16 protein-coding genes and 5 tRNA genes are annotated in these 21839 nt (G+C 43.7%); 19 read left to right on the top strand and 2 right to left on the bottom strand.

Annotation, left to right across the window (positions count from 1 at the left end; genetic code table 11):
- Positions 1-188 precede the first annotated feature (188 nt).
- The 19 genes from galE (at position 189) to ACXAFV_RS03880 (ending at position 18118) form a co-directional block, all read left to right on the top strand.
- The gene (gene galE / locus ACXAFV_RS03790; protein ID WP_475124558.1) at positions 189-1184 is read left to right on the top strand and encodes a UDP-glucose 4-epimerase GalE; all 996 of its coding nucleotides are present in this window, start codon (positions 189-191) and stop codon (positions 1182-1184) included.
- A gap of 209 nt (positions 1185-1393) precedes the next feature.
- Positions 1394-1469: transfer RNA gene (locus ACXAFV_RS03795), tRNA-Val, on the top strand.
- 158 nt (positions 1470-1627) lie between these two features.
- Positions 1628-1720, top strand: a tRNA-Ser gene (locus ACXAFV_RS03800).
- Positions 1721-1739: 19 nt separating this feature from the next.
- Positions 1740-1820, top strand: a tRNA-Tyr gene (locus ACXAFV_RS03805).
- A gap of 102 nt (positions 1821-1922) precedes the next feature.
- Positions 1923-1996: transfer RNA gene (locus tag ACXAFV_RS03810), tRNA-Trp, on the top strand.
- Between the two features lie 5 nt (positions 1997-2001).
- A tRNA-Gly gene (locus ACXAFV_RS03815) sits at positions 2002-2075 on the top strand.
- 329 nt (positions 2076-2404) lie between these two features.
- Entirely contained in the window at positions 2405-3607 is a 1203-nt protein-coding gene (locus ACXAFV_RS03820; RefSeq protein ID WP_475124559.1) for an ATP-binding protein, read from the top strand.
- A 481-nt stretch (positions 3608-4088) separates the two neighbouring features.
- Complete coding sequence (locus ACXAFV_RS03825) at positions 4089-5195, top strand: hypothetical protein (protein WP_475124560.1); 1107 nt, start codon at positions 4089-4091, stop codon at positions 5193-5195.
- Positions 5196-5218: 23 nt separating this feature from the next.
- Entirely contained in the window at positions 5219-5794 is a 576-nt protein-coding gene (gene sipW / locus ACXAFV_RS03830; RefSeq protein WP_475124561.1) for a signal peptidase I SipW, read from the top strand.
- Positions 5795-5877: 83 nt separating this feature from the next.
- Positions 5878-6696 (top strand): TasA family protein, encoded by an 819-nt coding sequence (locus ACXAFV_RS03835; protein ID WP_475124562.1) that lies wholly within the window; start codon positions 5878-5880, stop codon positions 6694-6696.
- Positions 6697-6961: 265 nt separating this feature from the next.
- A complete protein-coding gene (locus ACXAFV_RS03840; RefSeq protein ID WP_475124563.1) occupies positions 6962-8890 on the top strand; it encodes a hypothetical protein in 1929 nt (642 codons plus the stop codon).
- A 102-nt stretch (positions 8891-8992) separates the two neighbouring features.
- Positions 8993-9694, top strand: a complete 702-nt coding sequence (locus ACXAFV_RS03845; protein WP_475124565.1) for an N-acetylmannosamine-6-phosphate 2-epimerase — start codon at positions 8993-8995, stop codon at positions 9692-9694.
- Positions 9695-9712: 18 nt separating this feature from the next.
- Complete coding sequence (locus ACXAFV_RS03850; protein WP_475124566.1) at positions 9713-10570, top strand: MurR/RpiR family transcriptional regulator; 858 nt, start codon at positions 9713-9715, stop codon at positions 10568-10570.
- Between the two features lie 81 nt (positions 10571-10651).
- Entirely contained in the window at positions 10652-12010 is a 1359-nt protein-coding gene (locus tag ACXAFV_RS03855; protein ID WP_475124567.1) for an extracellular solute-binding protein, read from the top strand.
- Positions 12011-12140: 130 nt separating this feature from the next.
- Entirely contained in the window at positions 12141-13031 is an 891-nt protein-coding gene (locus ACXAFV_RS03860) for a carbohydrate ABC transporter permease (protein ID WP_475124568.1), read from the top strand.
- On the top strand, positions 13018-13860 hold the full coding sequence (locus ACXAFV_RS03865; protein ID WP_475124569.1) for a carbohydrate ABC transporter permease: 843 nt from the start codon (positions 13018-13020) through the stop codon (positions 13858-13860). The genes ACXAFV_RS03860 and ACXAFV_RS03865 overlap by 14 nt, the downstream gene beginning before the upstream one ends.
- Before the next feature lie 131 nt (positions 13861-13991).
- Complete coding sequence (locus tag ACXAFV_RS03870; protein WP_475124571.1) at positions 13992-14864, top strand: ROK family protein; 873 nt, start codon at positions 13992-13994, stop codon at positions 14862-14864.
- Between the two features lie 37 nt (positions 14865-14901).
- On the top strand, positions 14902-16539 hold the full coding sequence (locus tag ACXAFV_RS03875; protein WP_475124572.1) for an alpha-glucuronidase family glycosyl hydrolase: 1638 nt from the start codon (positions 14902-14904) through the stop codon (positions 16537-16539).
- Entirely contained in the window at positions 16526-18118 is a 1593-nt protein-coding gene (locus ACXAFV_RS03880; protein ID WP_475124573.1) for an FAD-dependent oxidoreductase, read from the top strand. The genes ACXAFV_RS03875 and ACXAFV_RS03880 overlap by 14 nt, the downstream gene beginning before the upstream one ends.
- Positions 18119-18339: 221 nt before the next feature.
- On the opposite strand, the gene ACXAFV_RS03885 is transcribed toward ACXAFV_RS03880, so the two are convergent.
- Both ACXAFV_RS03885 and ACXAFV_RS03890 read right to left on the bottom strand, forming a co-directional pair.
- Entirely contained in the window at positions 18340-20565 is a 2226-nt protein-coding gene (locus tag ACXAFV_RS03885) for an FIMAH domain-containing protein (RefSeq protein ID WP_475124574.1), read from the bottom strand.
- A 312-nt stretch (positions 20566-20877) separates the two neighbouring features.
- A complete protein-coding gene (locus tag ACXAFV_RS03890) occupies positions 20878-21510 on the bottom strand; it encodes a YesL family protein (protein WP_475124576.1) in 633 nt (210 codons plus the stop codon).
- Positions 21511-21839 lie beyond the last annotated feature (329 nt).

Here is a 21839-nt window from a genome sequence, read left to right on the forward strand (position 1 = left end):
TCGAAGATGATAAGACAACTATACACTCGTTCTCTAACTCTAAAAATTTGTGTTATAAGGCGAGAGATGTTTGTACGGTGGAAACTTCTGTACCGGAATTGCTACAAAGGTTTACTGATGGCTATATGGAGTTTATAATAAAAAAGATTGTGATTAGTAAATTAATTACCAAAAAGGGGACGTAACAAATGAATATACTAGTAACCGGCGGGGCTGGGTATATAGGCTCACATACATGTGTGGCTTTACTTCAAGCAGGTCATACGGTGGTAGTGGCCGATAATTTATGCAATAGTAAATTTGAAACAATAGATAATATTAAACAAATAACGAATAAGGAAGTCAAGTTCTATAATGTTGACGTGACAGATGAACACGCTGTTAACGATATTTTTGCAAGTAATAGTATTGATGGAGTCATCCATTTTGCAGGTCTGAAAGCAGTAGGAGAATCCGTAGAAATACCAATTGACTATTACTATAATAATATCGTCAGCACGATGGTCCTAACTAAGGCTTGCAAGGAATTCGGTGTAAATCGATTCGTGTTTAGTTCCTCGGCAACAGTGTACGGAGATAACGAGTCTCCATTTGTAGAGAACATGGAACTCATGCCGACCACAAACCCTTATGGTGAGACAAAAGCAATGAGTGAAAGGATTCTAACTGATATTGCTAAAGCAACCCCTGGTTTCTCAGTTGCTCTCCTTCGATATTTTAATCCTGTGGGAGCACATGAAAGCGGGTTAATTGGGGAAGCACCTAATGGAATCCCGAATAATCTGATGCCTTATGTTACTAAGGTAGCAAACGGGAAATTGGAGAAGTTGAGTATCTTTGGAAATGATTATCCTACAGTAGATGGTACAGGTGTCAGAGATTATATTCATGTATTAGACTTGGCTGATGGACATGTTGCAGCTCTGAATAACCTTAAGGAAGGTGCACATATTTATAACTTGGGCACTGGCCAAGGTACAAGTGTACTTGAGCTTATTAAAGCTTTTGAAGAAGCGAATGGAATTGAAATACCTTATGAAATTACAGATCGCAGACCTGGAGATATTGCTTCTTGTTATGCTGATACCACGAAAGCAAAGCGTGAATTAGGCTGGTCAGCAAAACGGGACATGATTGCCATGTGCAGGGATGCATGGAGATTTGAAAAGAACTTTAATAAGTAATGGGTAGTGTGAAGTACCTTACACAAGGTAGCTAGTTTGTGTAGGGTACTCTATAAATCTGTCTGATTAATGAAACACAAAATACATATTGATCATTATTCTAGAAGGAAAACTAATTAGAGGATATACTTTTTTATTCTTAGAGTTGACATTTTTTAAATGAATTGATAGATTAATATAGGTCGTCACATTTTAAAGACTGTATTTACGGAGGATTAGCTCAGCTGGGAGAGCATCTGCCTTACAAGCAGAGGGTCGGCGGTTCGATCCCGTCATCCTCCACCAAAGATTTTTACGAAGCGATAGTGGAGTAAAATATCTATCCTTAAACAATGCGCAGCGAAGCGGAGCATCTCTACGCATAAAGCTCAGCTAGCCATAACTGCGGCAACCAATAACATAAAGTTGCGCAGAAAACTCTGCTAGCAACAAACCAATCACACGGAGGAATACCCAAGTCCGGCTGAAGGGATCGGTCTTGAAAACCGACAGGGGTGTTAAAGCCCGCGGGGGTTCGAATCCCTCTTCCTCCGCCATATTTTTTCTTTCTCTCATGGAGGGGTAGCGAAGTGGCTAAACGCGGCGGACTGTAAATCCGCTCCTTCGGGTTCGGCAGTTCGAATCTGCCCCCCTCCATTTAGCTTTTTTACGAAGCGTCAGCGGAGTAAAAGAAGCCTCCTTAACCTTTCCGCAGCGAAGCGGTGCATTTACTCGGAGCGAAACGAAATCTTATTACGTAGGGGCATAGTTTAACGGTAGAACGAAGGTCTCCAAAACCTTTGGTGTGGGTTCGATTCCTACTGCCCCTGCCACAAATGCGGGTGTAGTTTAATGGTAAAACCTCAGCCTTCCAAGCTGATGTCGTGGGTTCGATTCCCATCACCCGCTCCAATAGTAATTTAAAAGGGTCAGTTCTTGTGTTTCTCACCATTTAGGAGAAAGCAGAAGAACGGACCTTTTTTAATTTGAAAGTAAAATGATCTGTATAAATAATGATACACTTTTATCAAATAGCTCTAATTTATTTAAACAAATGTTTGATTAACATTTCCTGTCCTATAGTATAAGCATGCTTCAAAATTAAACAGATGTTTAATAGATTATAAGAAGGACAGCGGACGTATCGCCTGGCCCTTGTTGACTATTTCGGATTTATGTAAGATAGTTACTATGACCTGTTACTGATCAGGAGATAAATAGTTTATTAGTAGGTGAAGGCAATGAGGGAATTTCAGCAAGGGATACAGAAAAGAAATTATTATATAATTGTTTCTATCATTATCGTCTTGATGGCAATGGGGGTCGTGGTTGATAACCCGGTGAATGAACGTTTTTTCATGCATGGAGCCATGGTGGTCATCGTATCCGTATGTCTGCTGATATACCCTGTGTATGAAACGACTTGGATAAGATATGCTACGGTCATTGCATCGACCGGTTATTTTTACAGCCTGTTTTTTTTATATCCGGAAACGTGGTCGGGATTTGTTTTATTATGTTTTGTTCCTGCATTGTCCATCCTCTTTTTTGATAAGTGGCTGTTTTATTTTTCGCTAGTATTAAATGCATGTTTTATTGGTTTAACATTTAGTTATATTGGGATTATTGATAAAGGAGAAGCTTACTCATACATTTACGAAGATATTGCTGGGAACTCTGTAAACTATATTGCGAGTCAGGTTATTCTTTATTTTATTTTTCATCTATCAAATGTACGGATTCAAAAACAGCGAATGTACTATGAGCAGGTGCAGCAGGCTGAACGGCTTAAGACGACTGGACAAATGGCAGCTGCGGTCGCACATGAAATCAGGAATCCACTTACTGTTGTAAAGGGATTTCTTCAATATTACAAGGGAGATCCTGAGCTGAATCAAAGTTTAAAACGGAATTTATCATTGATGATCGATGAGCTTCATACTGCGGAGCATGTGATCTCTCAGTTCCTGTCCATTGCCAAGCCGGATCAAGCGAAGAATATGGATTGGATCGATATGTCAACCGTATTAAATGATGTGACGGATCTGTTAATAATGTACGGTTTACTAAATGATAACAATATCGAGCTGTCGGTGGAGGATGATTGCTTGGTTATGGCTCATTCCATTGAACTCAAGCAGCTATTCGTCAATCTGATCAAAAATGCCCTTGAAGCCTCCCCAACCAGTGCAGCAGTCTCTGTAACGGCTAAGAAACAAAAAGATGAGGTAAGGATTCAAATATTAGACAACGGCAGAGGAATGACGCCAGAGGAAGTAAAAAGCTTAGGTACTCCTTTCTATTCATTAAAAAGCAAGGGGACTGGTCTTGGACTTATGATCTGTTATAACATTGTGGAAAAATACAATGGAACTATTCGCTTTGAAAGTACATCAGGAGTAGGGACAACTGTCACAGTATACTTCCCGCTCGCTGCTGAATAATATAATCGATTTTCAAAGAGCGCCTTCCTGTACAGAAGAAAGTACAGGAAGGCGCTCTTTTTCTAAACAAACGTTTGATTAATATCTACGTCTCTAATCTGCCCACTTATCATCTTCTTCCCATCCTTCGTTTCAATAAAAAACATGAATGACCCAACCGAGTAATATTTCAATCCATAACTATTTACCAAACTGAAGGAATAGACCTGGGACATAAGGGTGGGTCGTTGTCCCTGTTAAAGAACAGATTCTAAAGAGTATTTTTAATAAATGAACATTATAAGAAACATTTGGTTCATTATAAAAAACAAAATAGTATGATAAAAAGAGAAAAACTTAGTTACAGTTCGAAAAACGTTCTTTTTAACGAATAAATGACTGAATACAAGGTTTTTCAAATAATTAGTAATCCAATATACTCACATTATAAGTTCATTATAAAGAACAAAAACGAAAAACGAAATTAAGGGAATTGAAGTTTATGAAAATAGGTTTAAAGCAGTTATTTCCAAAATCTATACATAGCATCAACCGTTCATTGTTAAGAACGATTAGGGGAGGGAGACTTATTAGACACTCTCGAATAAGAAAATTTAAGAATAAATACCGGAGTGTTAGTATTTTCGCCCAGTTAGTTGCCATTTGGTACTTGACAATGTTTGCAGCTATACATTTCACCGGTAATACAGGAGCTGCTTTCAATGATGTTGAAACGATTGCTGAGACAATCTCGGCAGCAGAGGATTTTTGTAAGGATGCAAAAAAGGGCTCTGAATTCTGGCGGCAACGATGTAAAGATAATGCCGGCTTAGGAAACGGGCCTGAACCAGTAGACGAGGATACGGGTGAAGGAACAGATCCTGATAATCCGGGTCATAACAAAGATGAGTGTGACGATCTTACCAATGCTCCTTGCTCTGAAAATAGTAGAATAGCAGACTTAAAGAAAAACATATCTAATGACAGCATCCAACTAACCTGGAAGAATCCACAGAATAAAAAATTCAGTTCGGTTACTATTTATCGAAACGATGAACTTGTTGCTGAAAATATAAAAAATGGCCAGTTTGAAGACAAAGGGCTAACACATTCTACAACTTATCTATATAAGCTAATTATGGTCGATAAGCATGGAAAAACCTTACATGAAGAAGTAATCGAAATTATTAACGCTGAGTCAGAAAAAGAAATCCAGACTCCAGAAGAATCTTCACCAAAAGAAGAAGATGCAGCTAAGCCTTCTGAAGAAGAAGAACTTAGTAAGGAAGAGGATGCAGCTAAACCTACTGAAGGTGAAGAATCTCCTAAAAAAGAAGATAAACAGCCTCCAGCAGAAATCACAACCCTCACATCTGAAAGAAATGGAAATAATATCAAATTGACCTGGGTGAATCCCTCTGATGAAGACTTTTCACATATAAGTATCTACATTGAAGGAAGCACCGATCCAATCAAGGTAAAAGTAGCAGATTCTAAAATAGATCTTCAGCAAAATCCTAAAGACAAAGTCACGTACAGATTTACGACTGTAGACACCAGTGGAAATGAATCAGCTGGGACTTTAATAACTGTTGAAGAAAAACAGTAAATCTCAAAAAAAGGTGATGAAAAATGACAGCAAAAAAATTATTAAAGATTACTAGCAACCTTATTACCACGGTCCTTTTCCTGGTTTTATTGTTCATGATTTTCGTGGTGATTTCCTCAAAAGCTTCTGGAGGGGAACCTCAGTTTCTTGGCTACCAATTAAAAACCGTTCTCTCAGGATCAATGGAACCGACCTTTAAAACGGGTTCCATCATAGCTGTAAAGCCGGTTGAAGAACCAGCTGCCTTGAAAAAAGGAGATGTAGTGACTTTCTTGCAGCAAGATAATACCATTGTCACCCATAGAATTGTTGAAGTAATTAAAAATGGTGATAATACCATGTTCCAGACTAAAGGGGACAACAACAAAGACATTGATACACAACCCTTATTAGCTCAAAATATCGTAGCAAAATACACAGGTTTCACTATTCCATTCCTGGGATATTTCATAGATTTTGCAAAATCCAGTAAAGGTACAGCCATTCTATTGATCGTACCAGGTGTTTTACTACTAGGCTATTCCGGTTTCACGATTGTCTCAGCCTTAAGGGAGCTGGACAAATCACAAGTAACGGCAGATTCAAAGAAAACCGCTTGATTGATCCCCTTATCCACTAAGGGTTCAATATAAAAAAATCTACATACCTCAAAAACATGGGGGAAAACAAGGAGGAAGTTTACATGTCAATCAAAAAGAAATTAGGTTTAGGGGTAGCATCAGCAGCACTGGGTATTTCATTGGTAGGTGGAGGAACTTGGGCAGCGTTTAATGATACTGCGACGATTAATAACCATTTTGCGGCTGGGACGTTGGATTTGGATGTAGCTAAAAGTGGATCGAAACCAATTAGTTTTGATCTATCTAATATGAAACCGGGTGATAATGTTCAACGGATCTTTAAGTTAAACAATGTCGGAACTTTGGCAATTAAAGAAGTACTATTAGATGTTACAGCCGATAACTTTGTTGATGGAAATTCTACTTCTGATTCTACTAAAGAAGGCTATTTATCACAATTTGTAATTGATTTTATGCAAGTTGACTCGGAATCAAGTCAGTGGCAGCCAAGAGCAAAAGTTACAAAAACTAATGAAACCCTTACTTTAGCAGATCTAGTGGATGGAACATATGTTAGTAAAATTAAACCTGAATATCTAGGGGCGGGAGATAAAATCAACCTAGCACCGTTAACAGTTGCAAATAACGACTACAGAGGTATTCCAGTAAATCCAGCAGATAGTGATGATGTATTTATTCAAATTACTTTCAATAACGACCTTACAAAAACAGGAAATGAATATAACCAGAATAAATACCAAGGTGATAAAATTGACTTCTTCTTCAACCTTGAAGCTACACAGTGGGATGGAGTACATGTAGATACTCCAAATGGTAACGGGGCAATTAATAATGACGTCCAAGGCTCAGCAGATGGTTCTACAATGCCTAATCCAGTAACTGAGGGGTCTCCGAAACATACAAATGAAAAAGTAGATTAATATATTTTGAACTATAATTAAAATAGGGTTGCTAGAGACTCGAATTAATTGATTCTCTAGCAACTTTTTTTATTTAACCTTTTTGAAAGTAATATGGTAGTTATCCAATCGTTTTTTAAGAAGGTAACAGTCTTAATTAAGTCTTTAATTCCTTTTCCATTTACATCCATTCTCCGATATGCTTCTATTAAGATAAGGACATTTCCTCCGAAACAAAAAGAATAAAAGAAAAAAATCTCCATAAAAATATCCCAAGGGGGTACAAATGAAAAGAAATCAACTTGCCATTGTCACCGCCACTGCAGACAGCGACTTAGCAGGCATTCTCCTCAACTCAGAAGCAGACACAACCGTTCTTAAACCAGCCGATCTCCGACACCATCAACTGGATCAATTCGACAGCTTTGCCATACTGGGCGGCACTGGCCAGCAGCCATTGCTTTTGGACCCAAGAGACAGGAAGCCACTCGAAGCCCAGATTCAAAAAGGCAAAAAAGTATTTGCAGAATACACGGCAAGCATCGGAAACGTTTACTTCAGCCAGCCTGAAAGCACAAGATATGAACGGGTGATTTACACATCCGGCAGTTCAGACATCCGAGGTCTCAAAATAGGTTCTGTACTCGATGACCAATGCGGTATGCGGATAAAGCCTTACGACATTTCATGTTCAAAAAACATTCCCATCTTGCAGTTCAGCAGAATCAACACTCACGATTTTATAGAAGTCACAGAATCGGCAACAGCCACCATCTCAGACCGGGCACTTTGGTTTGACAACCCTGATAATCTACTCATCTGCTCTTTCAGACTAACCAACTTCAGAAAAGCCCGCTATGCCCCTTTGTCCGACATCAAGAAAATCATCGAATTCATCACGGGCTGGCTCATCGATGAACCTATATCCCTGCAAGATTATCACCCATCCTATGAAACTCAAATCTCATCTCAACATCCGCCTATAGAAAATCAGATCAAGACGACCACGCAACAATCGATGGAATGGTTTAGTAAAGCCTCTATCTTGATGGATGATGGTAAGGGAGGAGCCATTGAAGGGCTCGGAACAGAAATCTATCCGGACGGTACCCAGCGGATCAGCACCATTCTCAGGGCTGACTGCATTGGTGAAATCTCACTGTCTTACCTATTGGATTATTTGTACACTGGCACTCAGAAGAGTCTCTTAATCTCGAATAACCTGACTGATTTTATTTTTGAAAACTACTTATGCGAAGAGGATAATCATTTATCCGGCATGATGCGCTGGACGCATGAAGCCTGGGGAGTCTGCTATCAAGATGATGTTGCGCGGGCGATTATCCCGCAACTGCTGAAATGCCTGTACCTTAAAACGGATGTTCATCTGGATCACTGTATTCAGGCATTGAAGTTCCTAGTCAGCACAACCGGCACCGATGGCACACGGGTCTTCCGGACAGACAATCTCGATCTTACATCTGAAAAAATCAAGGAGCTGAGAGAAACTACCGCTGACCTGCCAAGCGCTCATTACAATGCCTACTACCATGCAGCCCTTCTTTTAGCTTACAAGTTAACCAGTATTGAAGAGTTCAAGACGACGGCCATTATGGGATTGACCACAATAATGAAAGCGTATCCGGATACGACGCGCGAGCAGAGTGAGACGCAGGAATACTGCCGGTTGATCTTACCTCTGTCCTGGCTCTATTGGGTGACGAATGATGATGAGCATAAAGCCTGGTTATACCGGGTGACTTCAAATTTGATGGAAAGAATGCATCCCGACGGCGGCTTCCTGGAATGGGACACAGACTATAAAGCAAGTATGCGGAACGATATGGGGGAAGGGGAAAGTTCACTTCTCACGAAAAACGGCGATCCAGTCATCGATCTCCTGTATTCGAATAACTGGCTGCCGATGGCATTTATCCAATCCTGGTGGATCACAGGGGACGAACATTTCAAGGAGTTGTGGCAAGCGTCAGCCTGGTTTTTTGCAGGGGCACAGATTAAGAGCGAGAATCCGCAAATAAACGGAGCCTGGGCAAGGGCTTATGATATCACGAGGAAAGAAGTGTTCGGCTCTCCGGCTGACAGTGGATGGGGGCCGTGGGCGATTGAATCCGGATGGACGGTTGCCGAGGTGACTTCCGGGTTGTATATGGGATTGCTTGAGGAAAGACTTGCATCTTTTCACCGGGGAAGATGATTCATTATGCATGCATGAGGCTGGAGGATTTTTTCACTATTTTTATAAAAATAAAAAATTCTTGCCACTACAAAACCATAAATCTAAAAGCAGGGAGTCACTATGAAAAAAGAGGAATTCTTGAATCTAATTAAACATCAATTAATCGTTTCAACGCAGGCCTATCCCGGTGACCCATTGTTCGGGGCTGATATGATGGCGAGGATGAGCGTGGCGGCAAAAGAAGGCGGCGCGGCTGCGATCCGGGCGAACGGCAAGGAGGATATCATCGCGATAAAAAAGGTGGTGAATCTCCCTGTCATCGGGATTATCAAACAGGATTACGCTGACAGCGACATCTATATCACCCCGACTTTGAAAGAGGTTAACGAGCTGTTGGAAACCGGGGCTGAAGTCATTGCCATGGATGCCACTCAGAGAAAGCGTCCTGGAGGGGTGAGGCTGGAAGAATTGATTCAGTATGTAAGAAGACGCAGTGACTGTCTGATCATGGGTGATATTTCGACGGCAGAAGAAGGATTGGCTGCGATGGAAGCAGGCTGCGATTTTATTTCCACGACGTTGTCAGGGTACACCGCATACAGCCGTCACTCAACAGAGGTCGATTTTGACCTTATCACCGAATTAGCAAAAGAATTCACCGTCATTGCAGAAGGGAAAATCCATACACCAGAACAGGCGGCAGAAGCATTCACGCGAGGAGCACACGCGGTTGTCGTCGGCACGGCAATTACGAGGCCGGAAGTCATCACCGCCCGTTTTGTTGAAAAAATAAAAGACGGTTCCGGGACGAAAAAGACTTGAGTGGAGGTGGAAGTGGATATGATCACAATCAGCAAATCCAGTCCGATGGTCTTGATATCAAGCCATTACAGATCAATGACCAAGTCCGAACAGAAGGTAGCGGACTACGTCATGAATCAAACAGAAGAAGCTGTTTATTTAACGGTGACAGACCTGGCGGAAAAAGTAGGTGTTGGTGAGACGACCGTTCTCCGTTTCTGCCGGAAATTGAATTATAAGGGATATCAGGATTTCAAGTTGGCGATCGCTCAAAGCCAGGCAGCTCCTGCGGAAAAGATGGACCGGGAAATTGCAGACGCTGATCCACTTGGTGTCGTTGCAGCAAAAATCACAGGGCAGAATACGAAGACACTCACTGATACGCTTGAGCTTTTCCAGGATGAAGTCCTTCAAATGGCGATTGATTTCCTGTCGGCAGCAAGGTCGATCTGCTTCTTTGGAATCGGATCTTCCGGTTTCACCGCCCAGGATGCCGAGCATCGGTTTATGAGGATGGGGTTCAATGTGAGCTGCTCAACCGATTCTCACGTCATGGCCATGAAGGCTAGTCTGGTGCAAGAAGGGGATGTCGTCGTCGGGATTTCCACCTCGGGAAGTACGATGGATGTCGTGGACACGATGCGGATTGCCAAGGAAAACGGAGCTAAGGTGATCTGTGTCACGAACCACGGAAGGTCGCCGATCACCAAATATGCGGATGTCATCTTACTGGCGGCTTCGAAGGAATCACCTCTGCAGGGAGGCGCCTTCTCCTCAAAGATCGCGCAGCTTCACCTGCTTGATATTCTTACAAAAGCCATCGAAATGCAGCGTAAAGAACCAACATTCGGATCCATTAAAAAAACAGCAGAAGCAGTACTCGACAAAATGTATTAGGGACACAGGGACAGGTTCGCTGTCTCAATGAATTGGGTCAAGGGACCTGACCCCTCGACCCAAAAATCAGGAGGGATTTCATTGAAAAGGTTGTCTGTTTTTCTTGTATTGGTTTTATTATTAGGAGCTTGTAGCAGTAATTCTGCAGGTGGGGATGGGAGTGGAAGCGGATCGGGTAAGGAAGGCGGCGAGGTTAACCTGATGATGTTTGAAGGTGGATTTGGCTCGGATTGGGTGAAGAGGAGTGCGAAGGAGTATGAAGAAATGAATCCGGGGGTCAAGATCAATGTGACCGCATCACCTGATATTCATACCCAGCTTCAGACACGATTCATTTCAGGAGATGTACCGGACATCATGAACCCGGGAGCCAAGGTTGATATTCAAGGCCTCATCAGCCAGGGTGAGATCATGGCGCTTGATGAGCACCTGGAAAAGCCTTCCTACGATGATGAGAATGTGACATGGAGAGACAGCTTCATCCCGGAGCAGTTCAAGCTGCAGAAAGAAGGCAAGACTTACGGGGTCCCGACTGTTTTCGGTGCCGGGTATCTGTGGTGGTATGATGAAAAACTCTTTGAAGACAACAAATGGGAATTGCCTGAGACATGGGATGATCTTGAAAGCTTAAAAAAGCAGGCAGCTGAAAAGGATATCTCCCTTTTCGCACTGCAAGGGATGCACCCTGGATACTATTTCTACGGATTCTACCTGCCTTTGGTTCAGAAAATTGGCGGGGTGAGCGCGGTGGAGGATGCGTTCAACCTGAAAGAAGGAGCGTGGAAGTCGGATGCCTTCTTGAAGGCGGCGGAAGAGACAGCGAAATTAAAGCCAGAGGATTATCTACTTGATGGCACTCTCTCCCTTTCCCATACAGATGCGCAGACTCAATTTTTCCAAAGAAAAGCGCTCTTCGTGACAGCCGGTACGTGGCTGGAAGGGGAAATGCAGGACGTCATTCCTGAGGACTTCAAGCTGCGAGCAATGAACCAGCCAGGCTGGGAAGGGCAGTCGGATCTTGAAAACAATGCTGCCCCTATTACATCAGGCTGGGGCGGTGCTTTCTATATCCCGAGTAAAGCAAAGAATAAGGAACTGGCTGTGGACTTCCTGAAATATCTGTCTTCAAAAGAGTCTGTGTATAAAATGATGGAACGCGGACTTGCAAGTACGGTGAAAGGGACGGAAGACAAGATCACGTCCGAGCCGCTTTCAAGTTCCCTGGAAGTGATCAGCAACTCTAACAATAAAACGTATCTTCCTACAAGCATCAATGATTCCTACCCGGAACTTGCCAACAATCTCGTGAACAAAATCCAGGGGCTGCTGAATGGTGAAGTATCTCCTGAAGAATTCGTGAAATATGCGGAAGAAAAAGCGGGAGAGGTTCGCAAGGATGACAGTATCGATAAAGTGAAGTTCGATTGGGGAAATGAATAAAGGCTGAAAGCAAAAGCTGAGCAAGAAAATACGTAAATAAAAGATAGATTGAGAGGATGCCTCGAATAGGACGCTTTCGTTTTATTCGGGTTCATCCTTTTCATCTATAAAGAAAGAGAGACAAATGGTTATGAATATTAAGATGCAAAACCGAGTGTTTATTCTTTCCTTTCTGCTGCCGGCTATGCTGATTTATGGGATTTTTGTGATTTATCCCATTCTTTCCGGATTGACGACGAGCTTTTTTCAGTGGAGGGGGACGGGTGCCAAAACATGGATCGGGTTTGATAACTATTCAAAGCTTTTGACTGATGAAAATTTCATCAATTCTTTGGTGAATACCTTTAAATACACGGTGGTCCAGGTTCCGATCATTCTTTTCTTAGCGTTGTTATTCGCGCTTTTGATTACAGGGACGAAAAGTGCGAAATGGGCGAACTTCTATCGATCAAATATCTTTATGCCGTTTGTATTGCCGGGAGTCGCAATTGCCTTGTTATGGGCGACAATTTTCAACCCAATCAACGGGCTGTTGAATATCGTGCTGAGGACGGTCGGACTCGACGGCTTGGCACACGAATGGCTCGGGGATCCGGATACGGCATTTTGGGCGATTGTTTGGGTAAAGACGTGGGCATCGATCGGATTTTACACCTTATTATTCATCGCGGGAATATCGAATATCCCGAAGGAGGTGCTGGAGGCCGCTGATATCGATGGGGCTTCGCGTGTGCAGAAAAGCCTGAAAGTCATCATCCCGATGCTGAGTCCGGTCGTGAAAGTGGTCGTCATATTCTTGATTTTAAACAGCCTGAAGATGTTCGAAGAGCCGCAGCTCATGACAGCAGGAGGACCGAATCGTTCCACTGAACCGATTTCCCTGTATATGTATGAGCAGGCGTTTTCCAATTTTAACTTTGGCTATGCGTCGGCAATCGGAGTCATCTTTTTCATCCTGACATTCATCTTCAGCATCTTCACAATCAAAACGATGGGAGGCGATTCCAATGAGGAACATTGATCGATTGAAAAAGCCGGATTGGTCGAAGCATGTGATCCTCATGTTCTGGACGGCCCTCATTATCCTGCCGACTCTGTGGGTGGTCATGAACTCCTTGAAAACGTCCAGCAGTATTTTGACGGAGCCATACGCCCTTCCCATTCCCCCTCATGTTGAAAACTATCAAAATGCATGGGAGGAAGCAGGACTTGGACGGGGGTTCATCAACAGCATCTACCTTACGATTCTATCTGTTTTCTTCATTGTATTATTTTCAGCGATGCCCGCGTACATTCTGGCAAGGAAGGTCTTCATGGGCATGAAGCTCGTCTATTACTTTTTCATCAGCGGATTGATGTTTCCTACGTTTGTGGCGATGGTTCCGCTGTTCTTGTTGATGACAAAGTTGAATCTATTAAACAATCATTTAGGGTTGTTGATCGTGTATACGGCTTATTCTCTGCCCTTTACGATTTTCATCCTGTTTGCATTCTTCAGGAGTCTGCCGAAATCGCTGGAGGAAGCGGCGCTCATGGATGGAGCGGGTCCATACAGGACGTTCTTCTCTGTGATGCTGCCTTTGGCAAAGCCCGGGCTGATTTCGGCGGCCATTTTCAATGTTGTTGGAATCTGGAATGAATATGTACTGGCATTGATCCTGATCCAGTCACCGGAACTGAAAACCCTGCCGGTCTCGGTAGCGAACCTCATGCTCGTCATGCAGTACAAAACCGACTGGGGCGCACTATATGCAGGTCTCATCATGTCCATCATCCCGGTCATCATCATCTACCTGGTCTTCCAAAAACAACTTGCCGCCAACACCACAGCAGGAGCGGTCAAAGAATAGTGACAGGGGGGGGCGATGTCTCAAAATTAAAATAAGCTGCAGGGGCATAGGGACAGGTCCCATGTTCCTCTACAAAATAAGTGGTCAAGGGACCTGTCCCCTCGTCCCACCCCATCTCAAGGAGGGATTATATGAAACAATACATCGCATTTGATATAGGAGGTACCCATATTAAGTATGGGATTGTGCGTGAGGATGGGAGAGTCGTCGCAAGTTTCCTTGCTGATACGGAAGCACATCTTGGCGGACCTTCCATCGTACAGAAGCTGGTCCGGCTGAGCCGGGGACTGCTTGATAAGTATGAAGCGGAAGGAGTGGCCATCAGCACCGCCGGCAGGGTGGATGTGGATAAAGGGGTCATTCTGGGAGCGAGTAATAATATTCCTGATTATAAAGGGGTTGAATTGAAGAAGCTTCTCACCGAGGAATTGAATTTGCCTGTCGAAGCAAGGAACGATGCGGACTGCGCAGCTTTGTGCGAGCATTGGCTCGGTAATCACGGGGCTGACAACTTCATCATGCTGACAGTCGGGACGGGTGTCGGTGGAGGGATCATCATCAATGGTGTGCTTTACACGGGTCATACCTTCAGTGCAGGGGAATGGGGGTACATGAGGATTGAAGGGGAGCAGTTTGAGAAAGTTGCTTCCTTTCCAGGTTTGATAAAGATGGCTAAAGAATATAAGGGTGAACGTGAATGGACAGGCAAAGAAATCTTTGAATCGTATGACCAGGGAGATCCTGATATTCAAAAAGCCGTTGCAAAATTCTATAAGCATCTCGCTATTGGGGTTTCGAATCTCCTCTATATATTCGATCCTGAAAAAGTTGTGATTGGAGGAGGGATCGCGCTGAGAGGAGAAGCGTTCCTGAAGGAAATTAAAGAAGAGGTAAGAAGGTATACAAAGGAGGACTTTTATAACCGCACGGAACTTGTTCTTGCTAAATACCAGAATCACTCAGGGATGATAGGCGCCGTGTACCATTTTATGCAGCGGGACTAGGGGGCAGGTTCATGACCCATATGAAAGGAGGATTTGGATGAAATCAATTGTATATTTCGGCGATCATGTCACCACTCTTTTTGCAGTGGAGGAGATCAGGAGGCTGTTCAGGAATGCAGGTATTGAGGCGGATGTGAAGAGGGGCTTCCGTCCAGGTGGCCAAAAGAATGCCATATTCTTGATGCTTGAAAAGGAGTATAACTCTTCTGAATGGGCATCCACACCGTGCTCCTTAAAAAAAGACGGGTTCGCGATTATTGAACAAGAAGAACAGGCATGGATTATTGGAAAAGAAGAGCGTTCCTTATTATACGGAGTGTATCATTTTTGTGAGAAGAAATTAGGGTATAACTGGTTCCATCTATCAGAGGAGAGACATGGACCAACTCCTGCTGAAAACGCTTCTTGTCAGCAGGAGCCTTTATTCAAAAGACGCGGCAATATCATCGAAACGGTGGACGATCCCCAATACATAAACCGACTGATTGACTGGGGAGTCAAAAACGGGCTGAATGAGTTCTTCTTCACTTTTTTTCTATGGGATAAGGTGAAAAAGTATGTTAAGGGTGAACTGTTCAAGCGTAGTATGAATGTCACGCTTGGGGGACATAGCCTGTCTTTTTTGATGAAAGAAGAAGGAAATCAGGCGATACATTTTTTGAAAGATGAAGATCTGCAGGAGGACGTCATAAACAGGATTTATGAGATTTGCAAGGAGTCCCCTGTCGTCTCGAGGGTATCGTTGTGGCCTGAAGATGTTGGAATCAATAAAGACGAGAATGCTGAATTTATGCCAAAGTACATTGCCTTCACGGAGAAATTAAAGGAAGCACTAAACAATTTGAGTGTCGAACTGGAACACATCGTGTATAACGCCGGGCTCGAGTGGAATATGCTTGAACGGACCGCTGGAACAGAGGCCTCCTGGGAAGCGGATGTTTTATATGCATATTGGGGAAGGGATTACTCCCATTCAATTCATCACTCCAGCAGGGAACAGGTCCGCGCCGGGGCCAGCTTACAGGATTGGAGAACAGAAACCGGGAAAAAGGAGAGGTCCTTCACAGTACTTGAATATTACAGCGACCACTTTATGTTAAGTGAACTATTCCCCCCTCTCCTTAACAGGATGAAAGTGGATATGGAAGATTACAAGAAATTGAATGTCGACGGAATCCTGAATCTGGTCGTCCCTTGTCACATAAAGCCGCATTCACCTGAAGAAACCGCTGACTACCCATGGAAATGGATCCATCAGCTGAACAACTTCATGTTTGCAGGGCTCTGCTGGGGGAAGGAATTCAGCGTGTTGGCGGATGCCTATCGTATTACACTCGGTGAGAAATACTTCTCAACCATACTGGAATTAGAAAACATCATGGCTAAGCATACTGCATGGAACGTTCCGTTATTCCCTGCAAGGGTAGTGGATCTTGAAAAAGTGAAGGAGAGGCAGTATAGTCAGGAAATCGTCAGCTTGCTGGATGAAATAATCGGCTTTCTTGAAAAGAATACGCCTACTGTCAACGAAGAATTACTCCTCATTCAAAACAAAGATAATTTCGATTCATTTTCTGCGGAAGAAATGATGCTCATTTACTTCCATTACGTAAAAAAGTCCGCTGTAAAGTGTAAGCGGGTTTGGATGGGAGGGGACACTGATGGACTACAGTAATCTTCGATATTATAAACCTTCTCCAAAAATGAAGAATCCTTATTTGGTTAAAGAGGATTTAATTGTATACGGAGCCACCCCGGCAGGAATAACTTGCGCCATCCAGGCAAAGAAAATGGGGCTAAGAGTTGCGATTGTCGAATTCGGACGTCACATCGGCGGGATCACAGCCAGCGGGCTGGGTGCGACGGATTTCGGTGCGAAAGGAGCGATAGGCGGTCTTTCAAGGGAGTTTTATAAGAGAATCGGAGACTACTATGGACAAGAAGAACAATGGACATTCGAGCCGAAAGCAGCGGCCTCAGTTTTTAAAAATTGGCTGGCTGAATATGGGCTCCCGGTCTACTATAGTCAGCATCCTGAAAAAGTAGAGATGGAGAATAAGGAGATTAAGAGGGTCATCATGGAAAATGGAAGTGTCTTTGAAGGGGACTACTTCGTGGATGCGAGCTATGAAGGGGATATCATGTCAAAGGCTGGTGTCTCTTATACGGTTGGCCGCGAATCGAATTCGATTTACGGTGAGACTTACAATGGGGTTAGGTTTGGTGAACCGCATCATAGATTTGAAGTGAGGATCGATCCCTATGTGGTAGAAGGCGACAAAGAAAGCGGACTGCTGCAGGGGGTGGAAGAGCTTGAATCCGGTTCTGAGGAAGAGGGCCGTGGGGACCACCGGATTCAAGCGTATAACTTCCGTATTTGTTTGACGAAAGATCCAGAAAATCGCATCCCGTTTCCAAAGCCGCCGTCATATGACCCGGACAGCTATACATTGCTGCTACGATATATAAAAGCAGGGGTTTGGGATGCGATGAATCTCCATATTATGCTGCCGAATGGGAAAACGGATTTGAATAATCATGGAGCGGTATCAACCGATTTGATCGGGAAGAATCACGACTGGCCGGATGGGAGCTATGAAAAAAGGGAAGCGATTTTTCATGAGCATGTTAATTATAATCTCGGATTGTTATATTTCTTGAGCACCGATGAAAGGGTTCCGGTGTCCATCCGGGAGGAGGTGGCAGAATGGGGACTTCCAAAAGATGAATTCACGGAGACCGGTCACTGGCCCCACCAGCTGTATATCAGGGAAAGCAGGAGGATGGTATCGGACTATGTGATGACCGATCGGAATTGCTTGGGGCAAACATTTGTGAATGATTCGATCGGTCTCGCCTCCTACCAGATGGATTCCCATCACTGCAGGCGCGTCGTCATGGGGGGCGCGTTCGTGAACGAAGGGGACGTCGAGATACCGATTTCGCCTTATCCTGTTTCCTATCGTTCCGTATGCCCGAAAGTAGAGGAATGTATGAACCTGGTGGTGCCTGTGTGTTTATCCAGTTCCCATATTGCATTTGGTTCCATAAGGATGGAACCGGTGTTCATGATTCTTGGGCAGTCGGCGGGAGCGGCGGTGGGCCTGGCTTTTCAGTATGGGTATGCCGTCCAGGATGTGGAATATAAAGAGTTGAGGGAGGTTCTAGTGAAATCAGGTCAGGTACTGGATTGGAATGAGGATATCGAGGACAATCCGGAAGCACGGATGAGGAGTACATTTGGTCATGGATGAGGGAGAGTCTGAGGGAAGCGATATTTTGTCGAATTGTAGGTATCCTTGAATTTTTTGTTGGAAAACTTGAAAAATTGTTGATATATGCTGAAAATTGTTGGTAAACGCCCATAATCGTTGGTAATCTCCTAAAATTGTTGATAAGTTCCATATGGGTTGATAAATGACCTATCTAGAAAAAACCGGTTCGGTGCCAGGCACCGAACCGTTTTTTTACAAAATCAAAGGTCGATGGTTTTAAGAGCCATTTTAATCTTTAAGTCATTCACAACATCTTCTTCCTTGGCACCGTTAAAGTGATCCAGCGCCTTTTGAAGATAGCTCCTGGCTTCACTCATATCGCCTTTATCGCGGTAGTGAATCGCCTGCTTCAGTGAGTTGACCAGCTGTTTCTCAACAGGTTTCTTCAAATCACCGTTTTGGCCTTCCTGGATGATGAGTTCCTTCGCGGATTCCAGTGTGCTTTCCAATACCTCGATTTTCATTAAGTCCGTTCCATCCACATAGTAGATATCCCCGTCGCTTCCAACAGTCATAAGCTCTGTCGAACCGAGTGTTTCAAAGTCAAGCGAATCAGGATCGATCGCCGTCAGTTTACCCGCCAAAGTCGTATACATGATGCCATGATCATCCCAGCGGATATGGATAGGGCGCCATCTCCCATAATGCTTCACATCTTCATAAATGGTCTTGCTTTTCACCACTTCCAAAGACTCAGGATCCATGGCGAAGATCGTTCCATCCGCAGCCGACCATAAAAGTCCGTCCGGCCCGACACTCATCCCGCTGATCATGCGTGGACTGTAGTCTAGTCCAGGGATGTTAGGGATAAATTCAGTGACCTTCTCATTGTTCTCCAGATCCCAGACGAAGATTTTTGCTGCCTCTTCCGTAGGATCGATCCCAAGGCCGCCAGCTATTGTGGTGGAGCCATAAAGCTTACCGTTTTTTTCAGCTAGACCGACAATCGCCTGATTATGGATGACGTTTTCAAATACCTGAGCGTTTTCTGGATCTGCAGGGTCAAGGATCGTCAGTGATCCACCTAGTTTTCCGTAATCAGGGATCGTACCGATATAAAGCTTATCATTCACAGGCTCCATTTCGAACGGTCTGTCTTGATGGGGGATATCAAAGATTTGACGCCGTTCAAGTTCTGCCTGGGTGGTATCAAGTTCATAGATGATGGCTCCAGGGTAAACCCCGAAGTACATCTTATCCCCAATGGCTGCCATTCCTTCTGCCTGACCGAGTGTGAACATTTCTGAAGTGCCTTCACCCGTACGGTAGACCGCTCCTTTTCCACCCGGATAGCCGCTCATATACATATTGCCGTCCGGTCCTTTTTCAAGTGTTTGAATCGGAATCGGATTCCCGACTACCGGGTATTGAATCGTTTTAACTTTTTTCGTTTCAAGGTTCATGAATGTCACTTGTCCGGCGAACTGGATTGTGACAAGTGAATAGCCTGGAAAATCTGGGTCGTCATCAAGCTCGACCCAGGTTGAATTACGAATATATGTGCCAAATCGTACACCCGTGTCAGTAGCTTGTAGTGTGTCGTAATCAATCTCCATAATACGGCCGCTCTGCTGGAAATAAGCCTTATTACTGCCAGGGAGTCCCTTGATGAGGCGGAGGCCCCTGTTATTCTCATAGTAAGTATCATCCCATTGATTCGTGTTCGTGTTGTAGAACAGAAGCGAATTATCACCGCCGCCTACACCGGCGACAATATAGTCACCGAACGCATCCATCTGCCATACACTCGACCCCGGGGTGACGTGGTCAGGAAGGGCGATCGTTTCATAATCACCAGTTTCCACATCAAGCTTCACGAGACGGTTGTCAACGCCGACACCTAGATATAAATACCCTTCATGATAAGCAGTTGAGCGGGTATAGCTTTGGCCCGAGGCAACGGTTCCGTAATCCCTCATTTCGCCTGTACTTGGGTCATACATCCCTGCTTTCGCGTTCGGGAATGATCCGAAGTAGACACGGCCATCTTCATCGTAAGATAAGCCATAAACTACGCTTTCCCCGATTCCACCCAGGTTTTTAACTTCCTGTGTCTCAGGGGAGTATTCATATAAAGTTCCGTTTCCTCCGATATATACGTTCCCATTAGGAACTGTGATATGTGTCCATACGGCACCAGTCCCTTCAAGAGGATAGGTTCTCAGCACTTCCTGCGTTTCCAGGTCCACTACCTGAAAAATGGCCGGACTTCCGGAAGCTGTCGTATACATGACATCGTGGCCGTTTTCCTTTCCGTAGGCAGAGTCATAAACGGCCACACTTTCAATGTGATGACCGAGATTGACGGGATCCCCAAAGATGCTGGCTGCTTGTGCATGGGCAGTCTCTGCAGGTGTATACATGGAACCTATCATCATGACTAAAGCCAATGAAAAAAACCAAAACACTTTCACTTTCTTCTTCATTCTCCCATCTCCTCTGAAAATTCGATTCAAACTGAGTCCTGAGTGAATAGTAGTTTTTTTACACCGCCTTTCTCACTAATTATTTCTCTTATGATAGAACTTTCTTTGATGGTCAATGCCTGTTCCTTGTGAAAGTTTCATATGCTGTTATTCCTATTTTTATAGATTTAGAACTTGTGAAACAAGTCTTTAAATAGTCGTAATGTTAGATGGGTAAAATGGCCTGTTATGTTTTGAGAGAGAAGGGATTTTAGTACCTTATAAAAAAACAGAAAAAAACGCCACCCGAACGGTGACGGTCAACATTCACTATTATGCTGATTCATTGTGCGTGTTGTTCAATTTCCTTCTCTCGACTTTTTCAAATGCCCTCAATCCGATCCACATCACGGCGAAGGATAACACACTGCCTGTGAATAATGGAATGATGCCGGGGAGAAGGGTGACTATCCCGTAGAGAATTCCGCATGCCGCAGCGATTTGGATCAGTTCAAGAGGTGAAGTCAAAGCGACCAGCAATGTTTGCTTTAATGTCTTGAAAAACGGTAAGTCAAAATGGACATAAACCGGAAAGAAAAAGAACAGGGTGATGATATACCAGATCAGAATCAGCACGAGTACCGGCACCAGAAAGGTCAGTTTTCCGCTATTCAGACCGATGAAAGTGAAATCATAATACAAGATATAACCAACTCCCATAAAGATAAGTCCGTATCCGTTCGACTTTAAAAATTCTTTCTTATATGTATGCCAGAACTCAGCGAATACCGAAACGTTTTCTTCCTTAAGAAGCCACTTCCTCACGACTGTAAACATCGCTGTCGTGGCAGGGAAAAATCCAAAGAACAACAGTCCGATGAAGGTGAATAAAATCCACAACAGGTTAAGGTATGCCAGTTTCATCATTCCGTAAACGATTGTATTGAATCGCTCCCATCCTCCCACTTTTCCCACCCCTTTTGTGAACTACTATACGTCACACATGGAAAAGATTGCAATCATTTTTCGTAACTTTCAAAATCCTTTCAAATCGTACGTCTTCATTTTATTAAAGACAATTAAGAGACTTGTCTCTTTTAAAAAAACGAATTAGACTTGAAGAAAGGTTATGAATATTTTTACAATTCTGATTCGTAATGGAAGGACTTTTTCATTCTGCAAAAGCAATCCGTGAAAATGAGAGCGCTTTACCATGCTGGCAGAATTACCAGGGGGGGTGGATGAAAGATCGGCAGGCTTCACCTGCGGAAAGCGAAGTCTTGCACTGAAACAGG

This window comes from Rossellomorea sp. ABR4_012, assembly GCF_056159545.1.